At 47.2% G+C, this 20,410-nt stretch carries 18 protein-coding genes, 5 rRNA genes and 1 riboswitch (1 of these 24 cut by a window edge); of the genes, 21 read left to right on the forward strand and 2 right to left on the reverse strand.

Going from position 1 to position 20,410, the window contains the following annotated elements:
* The 7 genes from EYS13_RS13375 to EYS13_RS16650 form a co-directional block, all read left to right on the forward strand.
* Positions 1 to 1,513 (forward strand): 23S ribosomal RNA (locus EYS13_RS13375) (it extends 1,425 nt beyond the left edge of the window).
* Between the two features lie 189 nt (positions 1,514 to 1,702).
* A 5S ribosomal RNA gene (gene rrf, locus EYS13_RS16635) occupies positions 1,703 to 1,817 on the forward strand.
* 26 nt (positions 1,818 to 1,843) lie between these two features.
* Positions 1,844 to 1,959 (forward strand): 5S ribosomal RNA (rrf, locus tag EYS13_RS16640).
* A 26-nt stretch (positions 1,960 to 1,985) separates the two neighbouring features.
* Positions 1,986 to 2,101 (forward strand): 5S ribosomal RNA (rrf, locus tag EYS13_RS16645).
* A gap of 167 nt (positions 2,102 to 2,268) precedes the next feature.
* Positions 2,269 to 2,383: ribosomal RNA gene (gene rrf, locus EYS13_RS13380) — 5S ribosomal RNA — on the forward strand.
* A gap of 134 nt (positions 2,384 to 2,517) precedes the next feature.
* Positions 2,518 to 3,294, forward strand: coding sequence for a polysaccharide deacetylase family protein (locus EYS13_RS13385; RefSeq protein ID WP_227763709.1), 777 nt, complete (start codon positions 2,518 to 2,520; stop codon positions 3,292 to 3,294).
* Between the two features lie 241 nt (positions 3,295 to 3,535).
* Positions 3,536 to 3,727: a sigma factor G inhibitor Gin gene (locus EYS13_RS16650; protein WP_227763717.1), complete on the forward strand. Its 192-nt coding sequence runs from the start codon at positions 3,536 to 3,538 to the stop codon at positions 3,725 to 3,727.
* 90 nt (positions 3,728 to 3,817) lie between these two features.
* Here the strand turns inward: EYS13_RS16650 and EYS13_RS13395 are convergent, their stop codons facing one another.
* Entirely contained in the window at positions 3,818 to 4,072 is a 255-nt protein-coding gene (locus EYS13_RS13395) for a hypothetical protein (RefSeq protein ID WP_227763720.1), read from the reverse strand.
* Between the two features lie 165 nt (positions 4,073 to 4,237).
* On the opposite strand from EYS13_RS13395, the gene EYS13_RS13400 reads away from it, so the two are divergent.
* The 11 genes from EYS13_RS13400 (at position 4,238) to fdhD (ending at position 15,507) form a co-directional block, all read left to right on the forward strand.
* Positions 4,238 to 5,692 (forward strand): aminotransferase class I/II-fold pyridoxal phosphate-dependent enzyme, encoded by a 1,455-nt coding sequence (locus EYS13_RS13400; RefSeq protein WP_227763728.1) that lies wholly within the window; start codon positions 4,238 to 4,240, stop codon positions 5,690 to 5,692.
* A gap of 214 nt (positions 5,693 to 5,906) precedes the next feature.
* Entirely contained in the window at positions 5,907 to 6,536 is a 630-nt protein-coding gene (gene tmk, locus EYS13_RS13405; RefSeq protein ID WP_227763730.1) for a dTMP kinase, read from the forward strand.
* A 15-nt stretch (positions 6,537 to 6,551) separates the two neighbouring features.
* Positions 6,552 to 7,568 carry a DNA polymerase III subunit delta' gene (gene holB / locus EYS13_RS13410; protein ID WP_227763732.1) on the forward strand — a complete coding sequence of 339 codons (1,017 nt, stop codon included), beginning with the start codon at positions 6,552 to 6,554 and terminating at the stop codon, positions 7,566 to 7,568.
* Positions 7,569 to 7,767: 199 nt separating this feature from the next.
* A complete protein-coding gene (locus EYS13_RS13415; protein WP_227763734.1) occupies positions 7,768 to 8,601 on the forward strand; it encodes a PSP1 domain-containing protein in 834 nt (277 codons plus the stop codon).
* Between the two features lie 21 nt (positions 8,602 to 8,622).
* The gene (locus tag EYS13_RS13420; protein WP_227763736.1) at positions 8,623 to 8,892 is read left to right on the forward strand and encodes an initiation-control protein YabA; all 270 of its coding nucleotides are present in this window, start codon (positions 8,623 to 8,625) and stop codon (positions 8,890 to 8,892) included.
* A 20-nt stretch (positions 8,893 to 8,912) separates the two neighbouring features.
* Complete coding sequence (locus tag EYS13_RS13425; RefSeq protein WP_227763738.1) at positions 8,913 to 9,665, forward strand: tRNA1(Val) (adenine(37)-N6)-methyltransferase; 753 nt, start codon at positions 8,913 to 8,915, stop codon at positions 9,663 to 9,665.
* On the forward strand, positions 9,662 to 10,528 hold the full coding sequence (rsmI, locus tag EYS13_RS13430) for a 16S rRNA (cytidine(1402)-2'-O)-methyltransferase (RefSeq protein ID WP_227763740.1): 867 nt from the start codon (positions 9,662 to 9,664) through the stop codon (positions 10,526 to 10,528). Before EYS13_RS13425 ends, rsmI begins: the two co-directional genes overlap by 4 nt.
* Positions 10,529 to 10,801: 273 nt before the next feature.
* A riboswitch (molybdenum cofactor riboswitch) is annotated at positions 10,802 to 10,916 on the forward strand.
* A 196-nt stretch (positions 10,917 to 11,112) separates the two neighbouring features.
* The gene (locus tag EYS13_RS13435) at positions 11,113 to 11,856 is read left to right on the forward strand and encodes a 4Fe-4S dicluster domain-containing protein (RefSeq protein WP_227763742.1); all 744 of its coding nucleotides are present in this window, start codon (positions 11,113 to 11,115) and stop codon (positions 11,854 to 11,856) included.
* 46 nt (positions 11,857 to 11,902) lie between these two features.
* A complete protein-coding gene (locus tag EYS13_RS13440) occupies positions 11,903 to 13,993 on the forward strand; it encodes an aldehyde ferredoxin oxidoreductase (protein WP_227763744.1) in 2,091 nt (696 codons plus the stop codon).
* A 25-nt stretch (positions 13,994 to 14,018) separates the two neighbouring features.
* Positions 14,019 to 14,582, forward strand: coding sequence for a hypothetical protein (locus EYS13_RS13445; RefSeq protein ID WP_227763754.1), 564 nt, complete (start codon positions 14,019 to 14,021; stop codon positions 14,580 to 14,582).
* Between the two features lie 25 nt (positions 14,583 to 14,607).
* Positions 14,608 to 15,507 carry a formate dehydrogenase accessory sulfurtransferase FdhD gene (fdhD, locus tag EYS13_RS13450; RefSeq protein ID WP_227763756.1) on the forward strand — a complete coding sequence of 300 codons (900 nt, stop codon included), beginning with the start codon at positions 14,608 to 14,610 and terminating at the stop codon, positions 15,505 to 15,507.
* Positions 15,508 to 15,547: 40 nt separating this feature from the next.
* Here the strand turns inward: fdhD and EYS13_RS13455 are convergent, their stop codons facing one another.
* Positions 15,548 to 15,796: an AbrB/MazE/SpoVT family DNA-binding domain-containing protein gene (locus EYS13_RS13455; protein ID WP_227767949.1), complete on the reverse strand. Its 249-nt coding sequence runs from the start codon at positions 15,794 to 15,796 to the stop codon at positions 15,548 to 15,550.
* 320 nt (positions 15,797 to 16,116) lie between these two features.
* On the opposite strand from EYS13_RS13455, the gene metG reads away from it, so the two are divergent.
* The 3 genes from metG to EYS13_RS13470 all read left to right on the forward strand — a co-directional run bounded on the left by metG (position 16,117) and on the right by EYS13_RS13470 (position 20,393).
* On the forward strand, positions 16,117 to 18,063 hold the full coding sequence (gene metG, locus EYS13_RS13460; protein WP_227763758.1) for a methionine--tRNA ligase: 1,947 nt from the start codon (positions 16,117 to 16,119) through the stop codon (positions 18,061 to 18,063).
* The gene (locus EYS13_RS13465; protein WP_227763760.1) at positions 18,064 to 18,831 is read left to right on the forward strand and encodes a TatD family hydrolase; all 768 of its coding nucleotides are present in this window, start codon (positions 18,064 to 18,066) and stop codon (positions 18,829 to 18,831) included.
* A gap of 233 nt (positions 18,832 to 19,064) precedes the next feature.
* On the forward strand, positions 19,065 to 20,393 hold the full coding sequence (locus tag EYS13_RS13470) for a PhoH family protein (RefSeq protein ID WP_227763762.1): 1,329 nt from the start codon (positions 19,065 to 19,067) through the stop codon (positions 20,391 to 20,393).
* Positions 20,394 to 20,410 lie beyond the last annotated feature (17 nt).

Consider the following 20,410-nt stretch of genomic DNA (forward strand, 5'->3'; position numbering starts at 1 on the left):
ATCCGATGCCACCCATTAACCGCTTGAGGAAGGGATGACACAGGAGGGTAGGTTAAGCGCACGGTTGGAAGAGTGCGTCCAAGCCAGTAGGGTGTGAGACAGGCAAAACCGTCTCACGAGAGGCCTGAGAGGTGACGGGGAGCGAAAGAGAAGTAGCGAACTAACTGATCCCAAACTGTCAAGAAAAGTCTCTAACGAGGGGAATGGGTGCCCGTACCGTAAACCGACACAGGTAGGTAGGGAGAGAATCCTAAGGCGCGCGAGAGAACCTTCGTTAAGGAACTCGGCAAAATGACCCCGTAACTTCGGGAGAAGGGGTACCTCGGTATCGTGAGTATAGAGCAAATACGAGCGAGAGGAGGTCGCAGAGAAATGGCCCAGGCGACTGTTTACAAAAACACAGGTGCCTGCTAAATCGAGGAGATGAAGTATAGGTGCTGACGCCTGCCCGGTGCCGGAAGGTTAAGGGAAAGGTTATCCGAGAGGAGAAGCTTTGAACCGAAGCCCCAGTAAACGGCGTACGGTAACTATAACGGTCCTAAGGTAGCGAAATTCCTTGTCGGGTAAGTTCCGACCCGCACGAAAGGCGTAACGATCTGGGCACTGTCTCAACGAGGGGCTCGGCGAAATTGTAGTACCCGTGAAGATGCGGGTTACCTGCGACAGGACAGAAAGACCCCGTGGAGCTTTACTGTAGCCTGACATTGGGTTTTGGTACGTCATGTACAGAATAGGTGGGAGACTTAGAAGCTGGGACGCAAGTTTCAGTGGAGTCGGCGTTGGGATACCACTCTTGAGGTACCGGAATTCTAACCAGGCACCCTAAACGGGTGTTGGGACAGTGTCAGGTGGGCAGTTTGACTGGGGCGGTCGCCTCCCAAAGAGTAACGGAGGCGCCCAAAGGTTCGTTCAGGATGGTTGGAAATCATCCGGAGAGTGTAAAGGCAGAAACGGACTTGACTGCGAGACTGACGAGTCGAGCAGGGACGAAAGTCGGGCTTAGTGATCCGGCGGTACCGAGTGGAAGGGCCGTCGCTCAACGGATAAAAGCTACCCCGGGGATAACAGGCTTATCTCCCCCAAGAGTCCACATCGACGGGGAGGTTTGGCACCTCGATGTCGGCTCATCGCATCCTGGGGCTGAAGTAGGTCCCAAGGGTTGGGCTGTTCGCCCATTAAAGCGGTACGTGAGCTGGGTTCAGAACGTCGTGAGACAGTTCGGTCCCTATCCGTCGCAGGCGTAGGAAACTTGAGAGGAGCTGCCCCTAGTACGAGAGGACCGGGGTGGACAGACCGCTGGTGTACCAGTTGTCGTGCCAACGGCACAGCTGGGTAGCTAAGTCTGGAAGGGATAAGCGCTGAAAGCATCTAAGCGCGAAGCCCCCCTCAAGATGAGGTTTCCCATGGATAAAACCAGTAAGACCCCTGGAAGAATACCAGGTAGATAGGCTAGGAGTGGAAGCGCCGTAAGGCGTGGAGCTGACTAGTACTAATTGGTCGAGGGCTTGACCATAAAAGCCATCAGCTGGCAGCTGAGAGGCAAGAATCCTTTAAAGCCAATAATCGCTGTGCAGTTTTGAGAGAACAAAATAGCCGGCAGCTGTCAGCCATCAGCTGTCAGCTAAAAACAAAAAGACTAAAAAGAAATGATTGGGAAGCTGAAGGCTGACAGCTGACCACAAAGCAAGCAGAATAAGGTATTTCTGGTGGTAATAGCGGAGTGATACACCCGAACACAATCCGCCCACGGAAGTTAAGCCACCAGCGACCGAGCGAAGCGAGGGAGTCCCTGTGGGACGCCGAGTTCGGCGCTGGAGGTGGCGCTAAAAATGAATAAAGCATTTCTGGTGGTAATAGCGGAGGGGATACACCCGAACACAATCCGCCCACGGAAGTTAAGCCACCAGCGACCGAGCGAAGCGAGGGAGTCCCTGTGGGACGCCGAGTTCGGCGCTGGAGATGGCGCTAAAAATGAATAAAGCATTTCTGGTGGTAATAGCGGAGGGGATACACCCGAACACAATCCGCCCACGGAAGTTAAGTCACCAGCGACCGAGCGAAGCGAGGGAGTCCCTGTGGGACGCCGAGTTCGGCGCTGGAGATGGCGCTAAAAATGAATAAAGCATTTCTGGTGGTAATGGCGGAGTGATACACCCGAACACAATCCGCCCACGGAAGTTAAGTCACCAGCGACCGAGCGAAGCGAGGGAGTCCCTGTGGGACGCCGAGTTCGGCGCTGGAGATGGCGCTAAAAATGAATAAAGCATTTCTGGTGGTAATGGCGGAGGGGATACACCCGTTCCCATTCCGAACACGGAAGTTAAGCCCTCCAGCGCCGATGGTACTAGGGCACGAGCCCTGGGAGAGTAGGTCACTGCCAGAATTTAATTTTTAAGCCTAGCTACTTATATAGCTAGGCTTTTTAGTCATCTACTCCCATGCAATATTTCCCAGCTGTCATAGCATATGAGATATGCCAATAAAATGCACTAGGGTTATTATTGGGGAGGGAAAAAGATGCGTGTTTTGGCAGTGCCTCGTTGGTTTAAATCAGGTTTGTTATTTTTGCTGTTTTTGGCAGTAGGTATTTTTTTGACGAAGGGACCATTGGCCGGACCTTCTCAAGCATTGGTCAGCTTTGTAACCGGGGTAAAAAAGCTGCACCCGATTTACTGTGTCGGAATTGATGAACCAAAGGTAGCAATTTCTTTTGACGCCACTTGGGGAGCTGCTTATACCAAGCAATTGCTGGATACGCTTGATAAGTATAATGTTAAAACTACATTCTTCCTGGTAAACATCTGGTTAGATAAGTATCCGGAGGAAGCTAAGGAAATTGTAAAGCGAGGTCATGAGTTGGGTTTGCATTCAAGCACGCATCCAGATTTTAAAAAACTGTCGGAAGAAGCTATGGTTAAAGAACTGCAGGATAATTATAACAAAATTTATGAAATTACCGGTTTTAAGCCTATTCTTTTCAGGCCCCCTTACGGCAGCTATAACAACACATTGATTACTGTCACGCAGCGTCTTGGTTTACACGCTATCCAATGGGACGTGGACTCCCTCGATTGGAGGGACTTATCAGCCCAGCAAATATACCAGCGAGTCACCAGCCGGGTGAAAAACGGGAGCATAGTGTTATTTCACAATAATGCAACGCATACACCGGAAGCATTAGGGCCTATCCTAGAAAATTTGCATAGCAGGGGGTTTAAGATAGTACCTATATCTGAATTAATTTACAAGGAAGATTATTATGTTGATGTGAATGGTGTGCAAAGAAAAAATTAACGGGAGCTGTATATTTATAGCAGCGTGGGGAAAAATAGTAATGGGGTTTGTTAATTATTCCTTGACAATTGCACCAGTCGCAGCAAGATATCCATATTTAGTTGTGGCACTAGCTGTAGCAATGACCCCGAAAACAAAGCAGGTGTTATAAACCTGCTTTGTTTTTACCCAGAGAGGGTACGCACCTACACAAGCTATAAGGCATAAAATAAAAGCAGTGTTAGCTAAGGCGGGTGAAAAAATGGCCAGCAAGAGAAAGCTTCTGCCCGTTTGTATAGTTTGCGGGAAAGTGCCGCCAAAGGGCATTAATGATGGAGTAGTGGTTACGGGCAATTTCCTTTGTCAGTACTGTGAAAAAGAACTTACATGTCTACCTCAAAGTGATACAAGGTACACATATTTTGTAGGCAAGTTGAAGAAGCTTTGGTTATAAACCGGCCATCTAAGTGGCCGGTTTGTTTCACTTTGAGTATAAAATCATTGCATAAAAATTACTAAATTTGTCCCCAGCTTGCTTATTTAACTAGGACTTTTGCTGTAGCCAAAGTTCCCTGTTGGCTGAGGTTCCTTTATTTCGGAGTAAACTTTTGCGTTTAATGGTTATTTTCCAACGTTCGTGCTGTAGTTCGCGGCGCAGCCAATTAAGTTTCCATTGTTCAATGCCTGATGATTGGGTTATGTCCCAATCGCGTTTTCCCGCCTTCCAGGCTTTAATGATCTTTGCCGTATTGACTTTCAGTTTTTTCGAGAGAGCGTTTAGATCAAGATCAAGCAGCATTGCATAATCACCTACGCTTTTTTTGTTATTTTCCCCCAGAAATTACTAAACATACATGGAATATAGAACTTGATAGCAAGGAGAAGCATGTTATGTTACAATTATAAAAAATTGGTGCGAGTTAGCATCAGAAAGCTACGCCCGTAAAATAAGGGGTTTTTGGATTTGACACAAAGTGATTTGCCACTGGTGCAAACTATATTAAGATATGTTTCGGAGCAAAGGTTACGCCTGCATATGCCCGGACACAAGGGAGGGCGCTGGCGCGGCCAGTTAATTGAAGAGCTGCTGGGCCAAAAGACTTTTGCTGCTGATTTGACGGAACTGCCCGGTTTGGATGACCTGCATAACCCCCAAGGTGTAATTGCACAGGCAGAGAAACTAGCTGCGGACTTATTTGGTGCAGCAGCAAGCTTTTTTTTGGTCAACGGCGCCAGCGCAGGCATTGCAGCATCCATTTTGGCTTTTGGTTCACCTCACAGCAGGGTTATTGTTCCGCGGGGTGTGCATCGCTCTGTGCTGCATGGGCTGATTTTAAGCGGTGCCAGGCCGATCTATGTCCCGGCCCGGTACGGTTTTGCTCAGCTACCGTTGCCTCTTCAGTCTAAGGACCTGCAGAACGCTGTAGCCAAATACCCGGACTGTAGGGTAGTCTGTATGGTCAGTCCCACCTACGAGGGAATTGCGGTTGATTTATCGCAAATAACTAGGGTTGTCCAAGGGCATAAGCTGCAGCTGATTGTGGACGAAGCTCACGGAGCACACTTTTATTTTCATTCGTCCCTTCCTGTTCCAGCCCTTAAATACGGAGCGGACGCTGTCGTTCACGGAACCCATAAAACGCTTGGTTCCCTTACCCAAACAGGCATGCTTCATGTGAGCAACCTGTCTGATGTATCCAGAATCAGAAATGCTTTGAGTTTGCTGCAAAGTACCAGCCCCTCCTACGTGCTGCTGGCATCATTGGATGCGGCACGCCAGCAAGCGGCTCTCCAGGGGAGACAGGAGCTCGAGCAGCTTTTGGAACTCTGCGGTCGGGCTAGAAGGGAAATTAACCAAATCAGAGGTTTTTATTGCCCTGATGCAGAAATACTTAAAGATGAACAGGAGCTTGCCTTTGATGCGACAAAGCTTTTAATTGGATGCTGTGGCACTTTAAACGGTCACCAATTGGCCGCAATACTGCATCAAGATTACAAGGTAGATGTGGAAATGGCCCAAGAGAGTTATGTGCTGGCCATGTTGACTCTAGGGGACGATGAACCAGTCCTAGAGAGCTTGGTGGCTGCCTTGAGGGATATAAGCGTTCGTTTTGCATTAGCCGGTGATTATTCTGAATTGGAGGGAAAACGAAAAGAGCTTCCCCCGTTGCCGGAGCTCATATTGTCTCCCAGGGAGGCATTTTTCAGCCCCCAGAGGGAAATCCCCATTTCCGAGGCAGCGGGTAAAATCAGTGGAGAAACCATTGCTTCTTATCCGCCGGGCATACCTTTGATTTGCCTCGGGGAGAGGTTTGAGCCATTTATTTTAGAAACTATTCAAGATTTAAAAAAGCAGGACGTTCACTGGCAAGGACCCAGTGACCCAACGCTTAGGACAGTTAAAATCTTGGATATATAATTTGCAGTCACCAGCTAGCTGCGCCATCGTCAGCTGTCAGCCTTCAGCTATCAGCAATTAGCCGTGGGCTTTTTCCGCAAAAGCCATACATGCAACTAAGGACTAACGAGCAAGGACTAGGGATGTGGGTTTTAGACGATCCTGGGGACTAGGGAATGGGGCTGAGGACTCGACCCAAAGGCGCTGCTGCTGACTCGAACTAGGAGGATTTATTTTGGCAGGATTTTTTATAACTGTGGAAGGGCCTGACGGCACCGGTAAATCGACTCAGGTAAAGCTCTTAGGGCAGTATTTAAAAGAACGGGGACATGAAGTGCTGTTGACCAGGGAGCCGGGGGGCACGTCACTGGCTGAAAAGATTAGAAGTATTTTGCTTGACCCGGGTTCTGCCGGCATAGCTCCTGAAACAGAAGCCCTGCTGTATGCTGCCGCCAGGGCCCAGCATGTGGCAGAAGTGATTGCCCCTGCTCTGGCTTCCGGGAAAATTGTGCTTTCCGATCGTTTTATTGACTCCACAATAGTATATCAGGGTATAGGGCGGGGATTGGCAGCGGGAGATATAGCCGCTATTAACAGTTTTGCCACCGGAGGGATAAAGCCTGATTTAACAATAGTGCTGGATTTGGAGCCGGAGGAAGGTTTGGCCCGTCTTGCATCCCGATGCAATGGACAAGAGGGGTTCGACCGCATGGAACAAGAATCCGTGGAATTTTACCGCAAGGTCCGTGAAGGGTATCTAGCCTTGGCACGGCAGGAGGAAAGGATAAAAGTCATTTCCGCCAAAGGCACGGTGGAAAAAGTTCAAGAGAGAATCATAGAGATTTTAAAACAAACTGGTCTATAAGCGGGAATTGATGTTATGAAAAGTTTAACGGAAATCAAGGGACAAGCACAAGCTGTAATGCAGCTGCAAACGGCGTTATTAAACGACCGGATTAGCCATGCCTACCTCTTTTTGGGGTGCGAAGGTGTGGGTAAAAAGACTGCTGCTTTTGCTTTTGCTGCAGCTTTACACTGCAGCAAAAGAGGAGAAGACGGCAAGCATTGCCGGGTGTGTAACTCTTGTTTGAAAATGGAACATGGCAATCATCCTGATTTATACTTGGTAGAACCGCAGGGCAGTACGGTTAAGATTGAGCAGATCAGGGAGATTCAGGCTCAGAGCGCTTTTAAACAGCTGGACAGCAGGTATAAAGTGATAATTATCGATGATGCTCAGAAGATGACGGAAGAGGCGGCCAACTGTTTGCTAAAGATCTTAGAGGAACCGCCAAAGGATAATGTATTTATACTGCTGGCGGGCAGCATGTATGCGGTACTGCCAACCATTATTTCCAGGTGCCAGTTAATCAGGTTTAATTCCCTTGCTCCGAGAATCATAAGGGATATTTTGCTGGAGGAAGCAGGAATTCCAGAAGAAAAGGCTTCGCTTTTAAGCGAACTCGCCGGGGGAAGCGTCAGCCAGGCCCTTAAAATTTGGGAAAGCTGGAGTGAGGATAACCAGTGGCGTTCTCCGGAACGGATCCTGGAAGTTCTAAAGAGGCAGGACCGGTTGGCACTGCTTGCTTTAAGCGCTCAGATGGAAAAAGACCAATATTTGCAGCCTACACTGGAATTTCTAATGCGGTGGTTTAGGGATGTGCTGGTATGGGAAAAAACCAGCTGTGTCAAACTAGTGAGTAACCAAAAGATGGTGGGTGAGCATTGGCCTGCTCCCCAGCGTTCCGAAAAAGCGGTTGCTTTAATTAGTGAGGCTCTTAAAAGGTTAAAACAAAACGCTAACCCCAGGCTGACGCTTGATGTGCTCTTTTTAAAACTCCATGATTTGCTTGGCTATTCAGAAAGTATAAATTTCACGGCGCATAAGGACAACTAGGCTTCCGCCGGTCCTAAAGGATTGGAATTTCTACGCATTGTGCAAACACAACGCTAGAAATTCTGGCATCCTAAAGGATTGGAATTTCTACGCATTATGAGATATAATGCTAGAAATTCTGGTGCGCTAAGGCTTGGCGCAAGCCAAGTTTACTTTATCAGCTGAGGTTAGAAGATCACCCCAAAAAGGAGCAGCAAGTATGGAAGAAAATAAAGTTAAGGTTGTAGGAATAAGATTTAAAAAAGCAGGAAAAATTTATTATTTTGATCCCGGGGAATTAAACATTTCCCTTGGCCAGCATGTTATTGTCGAGACAGCTCGTGGTATTGAATACGGGGAAGTGGTTGTGGCCCCCAAGTTAGTACATGAGTCGGAGGTAGTTCCTCCTTTGAAAAAAGTAATCAGGTTGGCTACGGCAGAAGATGACGCCCAGGTTGCATTAAACAAGGAAAAAGAAAAGGAAGCATTTCAAATTTGCCTGAAGAAAATAGCTGAACACGAGCTGCCCATGAAGCTGATCGATGTAGAATATACTTTTGATGTCAGCAAAATTATTTTCTACTTTACGGCAGAAGGACGTGTTGATTTCCGGGAGCTGGTGAAGGACCTGGCGGCTATTTTTAAAACACGGATTGAGCTTAGGCAGATAGGGGTCAGGGATGAGGCGAAAATGCTGGGCGGGTTGGGCTCATGTGGCAGAATATTATGCTGCTCCTCCTTTTTGGGGGATTTTGAGCCAGTTTCCATCAGGATGGCAAAGGACCAAAACCTGTCTTTAAATCCGACCAAAATTTCAGGGATCTGTGGCCGCTTGATGTGCTGCTTGAAATTTGAAAACGATGTTTACGAGAAATCCCGGGAAAAGGTACCAGATGCTGGGATGGCTGTTCTTACCCCTTTGGGGTCGGGTAACGTGATAAGCGCCAATGTTTTAAAGGAAAAAGTGACAGTAGAGCTTGCCGACAAACGGGTTGTAGAATTTGAGGCAGGCGAAGTAAGTGAACTGGAAGAAAATTCAGAAGCAGGGGTATAGCTCCTTGGAGGGGGGAGAGATATGAGACTAACTGAAGCGTTGATCGATCTGGAGAATAGATTGACAGAGATACTGGACGAGGTCAGGGAACTAAAAATGCGGGTGTATGCGCTGGAAGACCAGAACCAGCAACTGCGGGCCAAACTTTATGCCAAAAAATCCCAAGGTGAAGGTTTTGACAACCTGGCCAGGCTATATGAAGAAGGTTTTCATATCTGCCCTGCACACTTTGCTACTGCCAGAAACGAAGGAGAAGACTGCCTGTTTTGCCTTGGATTTTTACACCGTTAGAAATTGTAGGAGTCAAGAAGATGGAACCGGATGAAGATGTGCAACTGGAAAAGCTGACGGATAGCGGACTGATGATTTACCAACCCAGAAAGGGGTACCGTTTTTCCCTGGATGCAGTTCTTTTAGCCCGCTTTGCTACTGTTAAGCCCGGATTTAAAATAATGGATCTGGGTACGGGCAGCGGAGTGATTCCTTTGCTCCTCTCCACAAGGCTTGAGGATTTAGAAATCACCGGTGTTGAAATCCAAGCGCACCTGGCCGACTTGGCCAGGAGGAGCGTTGCCTTAAACAACAAGACTGATAAAATATCGGTTTGTCAGGCTGATTTTAGGGAGCTTGGCAGGGAGTTTAACGGGCTATGGGATTTGGTGCTTTCCAATCCCCCTTATTATAAAAAGACATCAGGCAAAATAAGCGCGGGGGAAAGCCAAGCGATTGCCAGGCATGAACTTAAATGCGAATTAGAAGATATAGTTAAAGTGGGGGCACGGTTATTAAAGCCCAAAGGGCATTTGGCAATTGTTCATCGCCCGGAGCGGCTGCCGGAGCTTTTCGGGTTACTGGCCAAATATAAATTAACCCCGACCAGGTTAAAGCCGGTTCACCCCAATAGACAGCGTGCGGCAACAATGTTTTTGCTGGAAGCGACCAAAGGCTCTGCCAGGAATTTAAGTTTGCTTCCGCCTTTGTTCGTTTACCGGGAAACAGGTTGTTATTCCTTGGAAATGCAGCAGATATTTGCCGGCTGCAATATGCAGGATGGTGTCAAATGAACCACATAGCAAATGAAGCTGGATGTTTATATTTAGTGGCAACTCCCATCGGAAACCTGGAAGACATTACTTTACGGGCGCTCCGGGTACTGCGGGAGGTTGACCTCATCGCCGCTGAAGACACCAGGCACAGCCGTAAGCTTTTAGCCCATTACGATATACACACCCCTTTGACCAGTTACCATCAGCATAATGAAAAAGCAAAGGGAGAGGATCTGCTCGAAAAGATGTTGGCCGGGACAAAGCTGGCCCTGATTTCCGATGCCGGCATGCCTGGCATTTCGGACCCCGGCCATGAGCTGGTGCTGAAAGCGGTGCAGGCGGGGCTGAGAGTAATCCCGGTTCCCGGCCCCTCAGCGTCTTTAGCTGCTCTGGTGGTTTCTGGGCTCCCTACGGACCGCTTTGTTTTTGAAGGTTTTTTACCCCGGGGTGCCAAGGCCAAAAAGGCCGTTTTGGAAGGGCTGCAAAACGAAAGCCGTACCATAATTCTTTACGAGGCTCCCCACCGGCTTTTAAGCACTTTGCGGGACTTATATGATTTTCTGGGAGACAGGGATGTGGCACTGGTCAGGGAAATCAGCAAGATACATGAAGAAATACAGCGGGGGAAACTGGGAAGTCTGGTAGAGTACTATGGGACTCATGCACCCAAAGGCGAGTTTACGTTGATAATTAAGGGGAAAGAAAACGGGGAAAAAGGCATTGAAGTCAGTTTGGATGCACTTTTACAAGAGGTTTTTAAGTTAGAAGGAACTGGAAAAGACCGTAAGGCAGCAATTAAGGAGGTTGCTCAAAAGTACAAGTTGCCAAAGCGAGAGCTGTATAAAGCCGTGGTAGAAGCTCTGGAGAAGGATAAGCATTGAGGTCCCCGCAACTTGCCACAAAAGCATCTTTAAAGATAAGTCAGGTACGGTTTGTACGCTGGCTTATCTTTTTTTATTATTTGTGAAAACAACAATAGATTTAAAAAGTATGGCAGAATCCTTACAAAAACATGTAAAGTGTTGCGAAATGCTATAAAGAGTATTGAAAAAACCTGCAATTTGGAATTTGTGGAAGGAAATACAAGTAAAATGTCTAATAAAAAATACACTTGATCTACAATTTGACTGCGTACAGCGAAATTAGAAAATTAAATAAGCGTATCTCTCCGAGCTGTGTTACCTAAAGGGAAACTATGGTATGCAGCCGCTAGGGTATACTGGGAAACGGGTATGCCTCCCAAGGGAAAGGAGAAGAAGAAAAATATTTTTCCTTCTAAACTTGGAGGCTTCCAGTTCTCGAGACAAAGCCCAAAAGTGCAGATTATAACTCACTTTGAGGGCTTTTTTTATACCGTAAATTTCTGCCAAACAGTTAGGGGGGAGATAGGGGTGCTTTAAGGGTGAGGGGGTAGTGGTGGATATGAAAATTACTGGCCTAAGAGAGAATTGAAGGAGGTTTAAGGATGTCTGAACAAGAGAAAAGAGTAATTGCTGACAGCGAGGGGAACGTCTCCAATTTACTTGGCAAAGCCATCAGCAGGCGTAAATTTTTAAAAGGCGGAATTTTTTCCGCAGCCGGAGTAGCGGGAATGACCCTGTTTGGCGCCCTGGGCGCTTATGCAGCTACAGAGGGTAAAGTGCCGCTTTTGGTTAAATCCAAAGGTGTAATTTTAGCCGAACCATCCAGATGCGTTGGCTGCCGTCGGTGCGAGCTGGCTTGTACGGAATTTAAGGAAGGAAAATCCCATCCCTTCATCGCCAGAATAAAAATATACCGCAACTTAAACTTTGGTCCTAAAGGAGTCCAATATGGATACTGGCGCAAAGAAGGCAAATACGGTAATTCCCGTATAATCCAAGAAACATGTAAACAATGCGCCCATCCGGTTCCCTGTGCCATGTCCTGCCCAAATGGTGCCATCGAAGCTGATCCTGTAACAGGGGCCAGGGAAATCAATAGCAGCAAATGCGTAGGTTGTGGCATTTGTACCCGGGCCTGTCCTTGGGAAATGACCGCAGTGGATCCAGAAACCAAGAAGGCGACAAAGTGCAATCTTTGTGATGGGAATCCCATGTGTGTCGATGCTTGCCCGTCGGGAGCATTAAAATATATTTCCTGGCGTGATCTGACAAAAGAAGTGGCTGTGCGCCAGGCAAGTATCGCGGCTGTTAATGATAGCTGCAACCAGTGCCATGCAACTAAATAGCGACATGGCTTCTAGTTTTTAGTATTGTTGAAGGAGGAGATAAGTAATGGCTACTTACGGAGGATGGGCCGGCAAGGTTTTACGTGTAGATTTAGGTACCGGTAAAATTACCGCGGAAAATACCATTGAAAAATACAAGGATTTTTTAGGTGGGGGAACGGGTATAGGATATAAAGTAATGTGGGATGAAGTACCGGCGGGAACTAAAGCTTGGGACCCGGAAAACAGAATTATTTTCAGCTGTGGACCGTTAGCCGGAACAGGAGCACCTGCAAATGGCCGCACTGCCATTACATCATTGTGGCCCTTACATAAAAAAGAGCTGGTCGGCACTGGCCATATGGGCGGGCATTTTGCAGCGGAATTAAAATTTGCCGGTTGGGATGCCATAATTGTGCAAGGTAAAGCGGCCAGGCCGGTTTGGATTAGTATTGAGGATGAAAAAGTAGAAATTAAAGATGCAAGCCATTTGTGGGGTAACGGCATTTACAGGACTACTGCTGAAATCTGCGCCGAACTCGGTTCTTCTGCCCAGGTAGCGGCAATCGGGCAAGCGGGAGAAAACCTGGTGCGCATGTCCAACATTATGACAGGAAATTCCCACTCTGCGGGAGGACTGGGCAGCGTGATGGGCTCAAAGAATCTCAAGGCTATCGGGGTTAAAGGCTCAAAATCTGTAAAAATTGCTGCTGACAAAAACGAATGGAAAAAATTAAATGATTATATTCTTTCACTGGCAGGGGCCAATAACCAGTGGGTAGTTCCCAAAACGCCGCAACCCTGGGCAGAGTATTCTGACAAAGGCAGCCGCTGGACTGCCAGCAAAGGGGTATACTGGGGTGCCGCAGATCCCCCGGTGGAAACAGGAACATGCGATCCCCACGATAAACATAGCATCGCTTACAGGACTCATAAAGGCATTTTTGACTTCGGCGACATTGGGGAAAAATATACGGTTCGAATGGATGGCTGCCATTCTTGCCCCATTCGCTGCCACATTGTTCTAAATGTTCCCTCTGCAGAGCGCTATGGGGTTTCGGGTTATGCTACCAATACCTGCATCGGCTGGTGGGGCAGAGGCATTTTAAAAACCAAGAGGAATACCATTGAAGACTTGGAAGCTGCGGTAGTCGGCAAACACATGACCGACGATTTGGGCTTGTGGTGTAATTATGGTTTGATAGGAAGAACACTTCATTACTTATATGAAAAAGGCGTTTTTAAGTCGGTTTTAAGTGAAACAGAATACAATAGCATTCCTTGGGATAAATATTTAAAAAATGATCCTGAATTTATTATTGATTTCTGCCGCCGGGTGGCTTTTAAAAAAGGTGAATTTGGTATCGCAATGGGCGAAGGAATTGACAGGCTGATCGAAAGATGGAAGTTGGACCCAGAGGAGATTTCTAAGGACCATTACCTTGTTTACTTCTCCAACGGTTTCCCAAAGCACCATGCCAGTGAAAACGGTGGACAAGTGGGAATGTTAATCAATACGCAATACAACCGCGATTCCCAGTGCCATTCTCACTCCAACTTCCTCTCAAGCGGGCTGCCGCTGGAAATTAACAAAAAGCTCGGGGCTGAAATTTTTGGTTCTCCTGATGCCATCGACGCTAATGGCAATTATACTCCCATGAACCCGTATAAGGCCAAATTCGCCAAATGGGCGCTGATTAGAAAAGAACTCCATGATAGTTTGCCGCTTTGCAACTGGATGTTCCCGTGGATAGCCTCGCCGCTGAAAGAAAGAGGGTATAAGGGTGATACATCCATAGAGGCTCAATTATATTCTGCAGTTACCGGTGATAAGAAAACCGAAGCGGAATTGGATCTAATAGGGGAAAGGATTTTTAACCTCCACCGGGCTCTGACCATTCGCGGCATGGGCACCAAGGAAATGAGAAAAGAACATGACTATTTCCCGGAATGGGCATTCCACGATGAAAATGGGAAGAAACCCTTTGAACCGGGTACCAATGTCATGGACAGGGATGACATGGAAAAGGCATTAGACTTATTCTATGCCGAACTCGGCTGGGATAAGGATACTGGCGCTCCGACCAAAGAGACTTTGGAAAAATTGGGCTTAAAAGAAGTTGCCGCTGAATTGGGAGCAAAAGGCTTGTTACCATAGCTAAAGCATAAAGGGGGTTTATCTCATGGACATGACAGGCAGTGAAAAAGAGGTACTTGCGCGGGTAGTGGCTGAAATTCGTAGACGCTCCGCGGAAAACATTGCACTCACCCCTTTAGAAGCTTTTAAAGAGGAGCCTTTTTACTTGGAGGATGATGCTTTAGCGAATATCGTTTATGAATTGGCTCAAGCTGAGGAATATGAGGATATCCAATTCTTGACTTTTAAACCAGGTGCAAAAATGTACCTCTATTCTTCTTTGTACATCAGTGATTCCTATGCACGAGCCTTATTAAGAAAAGAACAGCAAGATCCCTGTTTTCTGATTGCAGAAACAGTGCGTGAAGAGTCCAGGGTTTATCCACGTCCCACTTGCAGTGATACACTGGCCCTTCCTCCTTATAATTTGGATTTAAGCGAGCTGACGCGGTATCTGGACGAGTTGAAAAGCAGAGAAGAATTCGGCGACATCCATTGGTTTAAAACATCTACTGATGTAATCTACCTGTACTCAGACAAATATATGAGCAAAGATTATGCCAGTTATTTAGCGGAATGGTATGAAGTGGGGCAATACGAGAACCAGTAGGCGGATTTTTAAGGAGGCTTGGGCTGTGACAGAAAAAACTAGCGAAGCAGTATCTTTTAACCTGAAAAGGACTGAAATTGTCCGCTGGGATAAGTGCGGCTCTGTTTCAAAAGATGAAATTTACCTTTCCGTCGAAGAGCCCTTGGCCATAGATTTGAATGGCAAAAAAGTGGCTGTTCTGATGCGCCTGCCGGGTTCGGAGAAAGAGTTAGCTGTGGGCTTTTGTGTGTCGGAAGGGTTGGTTGAAAGCTTTGATGACATTCTGTTGGTCCATCATTGCGGCAGCTTCAAAACTCTTCACCCGGCAGCGGTTTCTGATGCCTTGGAATCAAGGAATGTAGTACGGGTTATAACCGCCAAAACCTCTATTTCCCGTAGCGATGATCTTACAATGCTGTTAGTGCGTTCTGGCTGCGGTAGGAACAACATAGCCGAGACGGGTGTGGAACTGCCTTTCTGTAGCAGCAAGCTCAGAATCACAGCTCAGACCTTGGCAAAGATGAGTATTTTGCTGTGCAATCAGCAAAAAGTGAAGCGTCTGAGCGGGGGACTGCATTCAGCGGTTCTATTTGATAGGCTGGCCCAAGTAGTAGCAGGTTATGAAGATGTTGGCCGGCATAACGCCATGGATAAAGCCATTGGGCATGCCATGCTGCATAACATTCGTCTGGATGATAAGATCTTGTTCACAACAGGAAGGACCAGTTACGAAATGGTAACCAAAGCAGCCAGGGTTGGGATACCGGTATTGGTATCCCTCTCTTCCCCCACGTCTCTTTCTGTAGAATATGCCCAAAACTGCGGAATAACACTGGTGGGGTATGTAAGACAAAGCAAAATGATAGTCTATTCTTGTCCGGAACGCATAGATTTTGCCACAATTGACCACAAGGATTACGAGGAACGGCATAGTTTGGCCAATTAACAAAAGACACCCTACTACCAGGGTGTCTTTTCATTTTAAACTAAACAGCTTCTGAAGCCATGGCTTCAGCGCATTGACGGCAGACATTTTTGCCTTTGAAATTATGTACATCTTCCGCATTGCCGCAAAAGACGCAAGCAGGTTCATATTTTTTCAAAATAATCTTTTCGTGGTCTACGTAGATTTCCAAAGCGTCTTTTTCATCTATTCCCAGAGTGCGGCGTAACTCGATAGGAATAACAACCCTGCCAAGTTCGTCAACTTTACGCACGATACCTGTAGATTTAATCACCTTGCTCCCCTCCCCTTTCTTCAACAAGTTTCGACAAGCTATCTAAATCATACCAGCGATTCCAGTAAAAGTCAACAACCTAATAAACAAAAACATACATAAAATTTGTGCTTCCAGGAAAAACTTGACAGCAGCCGGAGCATACCTTAGCCTTTAGCCTTCAGCTATCAGCTTAAAAATTATCGGCTTAAATTATATGGGTTACTGGATTAATGTGTAATAAAGAGTTAAAATATGGACATAAGTTTAGTGAATAATTTATAGTAATTTAGCTGTCGGCTGATGGCTGATAGCTGACAGCTGTACGGAGGTTTAAGATGGATAACAGGACTTTTTATGTTACCACCCCTATTTATTATCCCAGTGATAAATTACATATTGGACATGCTCTGACCACAACCATGGCGGATACACTGGCCCGGTATAAAAGGATGCGTGGCTACGACGTATTTTTCCTGACGGGTTCCGATGAACACGGTCAGAAAATTGAACGTAAAGCCAAGGAGGCAGGCGTCACCCCACTGGCTTATGTGGATAAAATTGTGGCTACCTTTCAGCATCTTTGGAAGAAGCTGGATATTTCCAATGATGATTTTATCCGCACCTCTGAGGAACGGCATAAAAAAGTGGTGCAGGCCCTCTTCAAAAAGATTTATGACCAGGGCGATATCTATAAATCGGAGTATGAGGGATGGTACTGCACTCCTTGTGAGACCTTTTGGACCGACCGGCAGCTGGTGGAAGGAAATTGCCCCGACTGCGGCAGGCCAGTTGAGCTAGTAAAAGAAGAGAGTTATTTCTTTCGCATGAGCAAATATGCGGACCGGCTTTTACAATACATTGAGGACCACCCTGAGTTTATTCAACCGGTCACCAGAAGAAATGAGATGGTGAGTTTTATCAAGCAGGGGCTGGAGGACCTCTGTATTTCCCGGACTACTTTTGACTGGGGCATTCCCGTGCCTATTGATGAAAAACATGTGATTTATGTCTGGTTTGATGCTTTGACGAACTATATTTCCGCTTTGGGTTACGGCAGCGGTGACCCTAAATTTGAAAAATACTGGCCCAGTGCAGTGCACCTGGTGGGCAAGGACATTATGCGTTTTCACACCATTATTTGGCCAATCATTTTGATAGCTGCAGGGATTGAACCGCCTGTCACTGTTTTTGGCCACGGCTGGCTTTTGGTGGACGGGGGTAAGATGTCCAAATCCAAAGGCAACGTAGTAGACCCCTTGGTACTGATTGACAAATACGGCACCGACGCTATCCGCTATTTCCTGCTGAGAGAAATGCCCTACGGCGCTGACGGTTACTATTCCGAGGATGCATTGATTTTACGCACCAATACCGATCTGGCAAATGACTATGGCAACCTGCTCAGCCGTACCACTTCCATGCTGAACAAGTTCTGCCAGGGGCAGATTCCTGCTCCCGGAGAGGAAGAACCGCTGGATCAGGAGTTAAAAAACATCGCCAAAGGACTGCCGGAAGAAGTAGATCAGGCTTTAGGCAGATTTGAGTTCAGCGCTGCCCTGGGGGCTATTTGGAAGCTTGTCAGTAAAGCTAACAAGTACATCGAAGAAACGGCTCCCTGGGCTTTAGCTAAAGACCCCTCTCAAACGGGGCGGCTGGGTACGGTCATGTACAACCTGGTGGAGGCAATCCGCATTAGCACCGTTTTGCTTTCTCCTTTTATGCCCAACACTCCGGCTAAAGTCTGGGCCCAGCTGGGCTTAACGGAGCACCTGGATGTCCAGAACTGGGACAGCATTTTAAGCTGGGGCAAGACGCCGGTTGGGGTGAAAATCAACCGGGGTGAGCCTATTTTTCCGCGGATTGAGGAAGAAAAAGAAAATATAGCTGCACCGGCGGAGGAGAAAAAAGTGACAGCAGAGAACAAGAATCAGGCGCAAGCCGAGGATAAAGAAGCAGTAAATCTAATAGAGATCGAAGATTTTGCCAAAGTGGATTTGCGGGTAGCCGAAGTTATAGCAGCAAAAAAAGTGGAAAAAGCCGACAAGCTGCTCGAGCTGAGGGTCCGATTGGGAGAGGAAGAGCGGACGGTGGTGGCCGGCATTGCGTTACATTATGCCCCTGAAGAGTTGGTTGGCAAAAAGATCATTCTGGTGGCCAACTTAAGACCCGCCAAGCTCCGGGGCATAACTTCCCAGGGGATGATTTTGGCTGCTTCCCAGGATGGCAAGCTAGGAGTCTTGACCTTGGACAGGGATATTCCGAGCGGGGCCAAGGTGAAGTAGATGCTCTTTGATACTCATGCCCATTTAAACGATCCGGATTTTGCTGCAGATCTCCCAGCGGCAGTAGCTAGGGCAGAGGAAGCAGGGGTCCGCTTCATAGTAAATGTAGGCTACGATTTGCTTTCCAGCAGGATAGCTGTAAAGATTGCTGAAAATTACCCCGGATGTTATGCGGCGGTGGGCATCCACCCACACGACGCTGCTAAAGTTATCCAGGAAACTTATACAGAGATAAAAAAATTGGCTCAGGCAACGAAGGTAGTTGCCATTGGAGAAATTGGCCTGGATTACTACAGGGATTTATCGCCCCGGGAGATACAGCAGGAGGTCTTCAGGGAACAGATTTCCCTGGCCAAAGAATTAAAGCTGCCGATTATCATCCATGACCGAGATGCTCATGGAGATGTGCTGCAGATAATCAAGGAAGAAAAGGCTGGGGAAAACGGCGGTATTTTACATTGTTTTTCGGGCAGCTGGGAGATGGCCCGCCAGTGCATGAAATTGGGGTTTTATATTTCTTTGGCTGGGCCTGTTACCTTTAAAAATGCGCACAGGGTGCAGGATTTAGCAAAACTTATTCCCTTGGACAGCTTGCTGATTGAAACTGACTGCCCCTATTTAACTCCCGAACCCTACCGGGGAAGGCAGAACGAACCTGCCTATGTGCGGGAAGTAGCCAAGAGAATAGCTGAGCTGAGGAGAACTACTCTGGAAGAGCTGGCGGAAAAGACTTCACAAAATGCCAAAAAACTTTTTAAGATTCAATAGAAAAACCGGCATTATCATGCAACCGGCAGTATAATGCCGGTTTAATTGCTTATTAACCTTTTGTTAACAAAGCTATGCTACGATGTTATAGGTGAATTTCATATAAATAAATTTCCCGTTGCAGGGTCCAATCAGGGGTTAACGTGTGGGCAATTGAATATTATGTACTAAGTACCATGGAAAAGGAGTCGAGAGGTTGGTTTTTATCTTTGCATCTCTAAGGAGGGGCTAAGTTGAGCAAAGTTTTCGTGCTGGATACGAATGTGCTTTTGCATGATCCAAAGGCAGTATTTGCTTTTGAAGAAAACGAGGTGGTAATTCCTGCTGTAGTTGTGGAAGAGATAGATTCCAAAAAACGCTACCAGGATGAAATAGGCAGAAATGCCCGCTTAGCGGCACGGATTCTTGACGGGCTGAGGGAAAGAGGCCCGCTGCATACAGGAGTAAAGCTGGATAACGGCGGCACTGTGCGTGTGGAATTGAACCACCGCTCAGCCGAGACTTTGCGCCGGTATTTTTACGAAGCAAGCAACGACAACAGGATAATTGCGGTGGCGTTTAACCTGCTGGAAGAAGAGCAGGGTCAAAGGGGGAGGCCGGTAGTCCTGGTCAGCAAGGATGCTATTATGCGCATCAAGGCCGATGCTCTGGGTTTAACCGCCCAGGACTACCTGTCGGATAAGATCGTGTATGCGGAACTTTTTGCAGGCTATGAAGAGGTTATGGTTGAACCGGCACTAATCAACTTATTTTACACTGAACACGGACTCCCTGTTGATTTGCTGGAAACATTAATGCCACAGCTCTGCCCCAATCAATATCTGATCATGAAAGACATTTACGGTTCCTCCAGATCAGCCCTGGGGTTTTACAACAGTGAACAGCGGCAGGTCCAGCCGCTGAAGCACTTCAGTGAGCCGGTATGGGGAATCATGCCCAGAAACGTCCAGCAGAAAATGGCCATGGACCTGTTATTGAACGACCAAATCCCTCTGGTTACTTTAACCGGCAAGGCCGGTACGGGAAAAACTCTATTGGCCTTAGCAGCAGGGCTTTTAAAGACCCAGGATGAAGGGAAATACAAAAAGCTGCTGGTGGCTCGGCCTATTATTCCTATGGGCCGCGACCTTGGCTTTTTGCCCGGGGACAAGGAGGAGAAAATGCGCCCCTGGATGCAGCCCATTTACGATAACCTGGAATTTTTGTTTGGTGCCAAAAAGAATGGTGATATTGATGATATTTTGTTGGGAATTAAGAATATCCAAGTGGAAGCATTGACTTACATCCGGGGCCGCAGTATTCCCAATCAGTTTATCATAATTGATGAGGCCCAGAACTTAACCAGGCATGAAATCAAGACTATTATCTCCAGGGTTGGCGAGCACAGCAAGATCGTGCTGGTGGGAGATCCGGAGCAAATCGACCATCCCTACCTGGATGCAGCTAACAACGGCTTGACTTGTGTCGTGGAAAAGTTCAAGGAGAACAGTTTGGCCGGGCATGTCACGCTGCTGAAAGGGGAGAGGTCTCAGCTGGCCCAGCTGGCGGCAGATTTGTTATAGACTGCTGCTCGTCCGGA

This window comes from Zhaonella formicivorans, from assembly GCF_004353525.1.
GTDB lineage: Bacteria > Bacillota > DUOV01 > DUOV01 > Zhaonellaceae > Zhaonella > Zhaonella formicivorans.

Bases quoted from the DNA above. Each gene is read 5' to 3' on its own strand.
- EYS13_RS13385 (WP_227763709.1), top strand. From the start codon at position 2,518: ATGCGTGTTTTGGCAGTGCCTCGTTGGTTTAAATCAGGTTTGTTATTT.
- EYS13_RS16650 (WP_227763717.1), top strand. From the start codon at position 3,536: ATGGCCAGCAAGAGAAAGCTTCTGCCCGTTTGTATAGTTTGCGGGAAA.
- EYS13_RS13395 (WP_227763720.1), bottom strand. From the start codon at position 4,072: ATGCTGCTTGATCTTGATCTAAACGCTCTCTCGAAAAAACTGAAAGTC.
- holB (WP_227763732.1), top strand. From the start codon at position 6,552: ATGAAAAGTTTAACGGAAATCAAGGGACAAGCACAAGCTGTAATGCAG.
- EYS13_RS13415 (WP_227763734.1), top strand. From the start codon at position 7,768: ATGGAAGAAAATAAAGTTAAGGTTGTAGGAATAAGATTTAAAAAAGCA.
- EYS13_RS13420 (WP_227763736.1), top strand. From the start codon at position 8,623: ATGAGACTAACTGAAGCGTTGATCGATCTGGAGAATAGATTGACAGAG.
- EYS13_RS13425 (WP_227763738.1), top strand. From the start codon at position 8,913: ATGGAACCGGATGAAGATGTGCAACTGGAAAAGCTGACGGATAGCGGA.
- rsmI (WP_227763740.1), top strand. From the start codon at position 9,662: ATGAACCACATAGCAAATGAAGCTGGATGTTTATATTTAGTGGCAACT.
- EYS13_RS13435 (WP_227763742.1), top strand. From the start codon at position 11,113: ATGTCTGAACAAGAGAAAAGAGTAATTGCTGACAGCGAGGGGAACGTC.
- EYS13_RS13440 (WP_227763744.1), top strand. From the start codon at position 11,903: ATGGCTACTTACGGAGGATGGGCCGGCAAGGTTTTACGTGTAGATTTA.
- EYS13_RS13445 (WP_227763754.1), top strand. From the start codon at position 14,019: ATGGACATGACAGGCAGTGAAAAAGAGGTACTTGCGCGGGTAGTGGCT.
- metG (WP_227763758.1), top strand. From the start codon at position 16,117: ATGGATAACAGGACTTTTTATGTTACCACCCCTATTTATTATCCCAGT.
- EYS13_RS13465 (WP_227763760.1), top strand. From the start codon at position 18,064: ATGCTCTTTGATACTCATGCCCATTTAAACGATCCGGATTTTGCTGCA.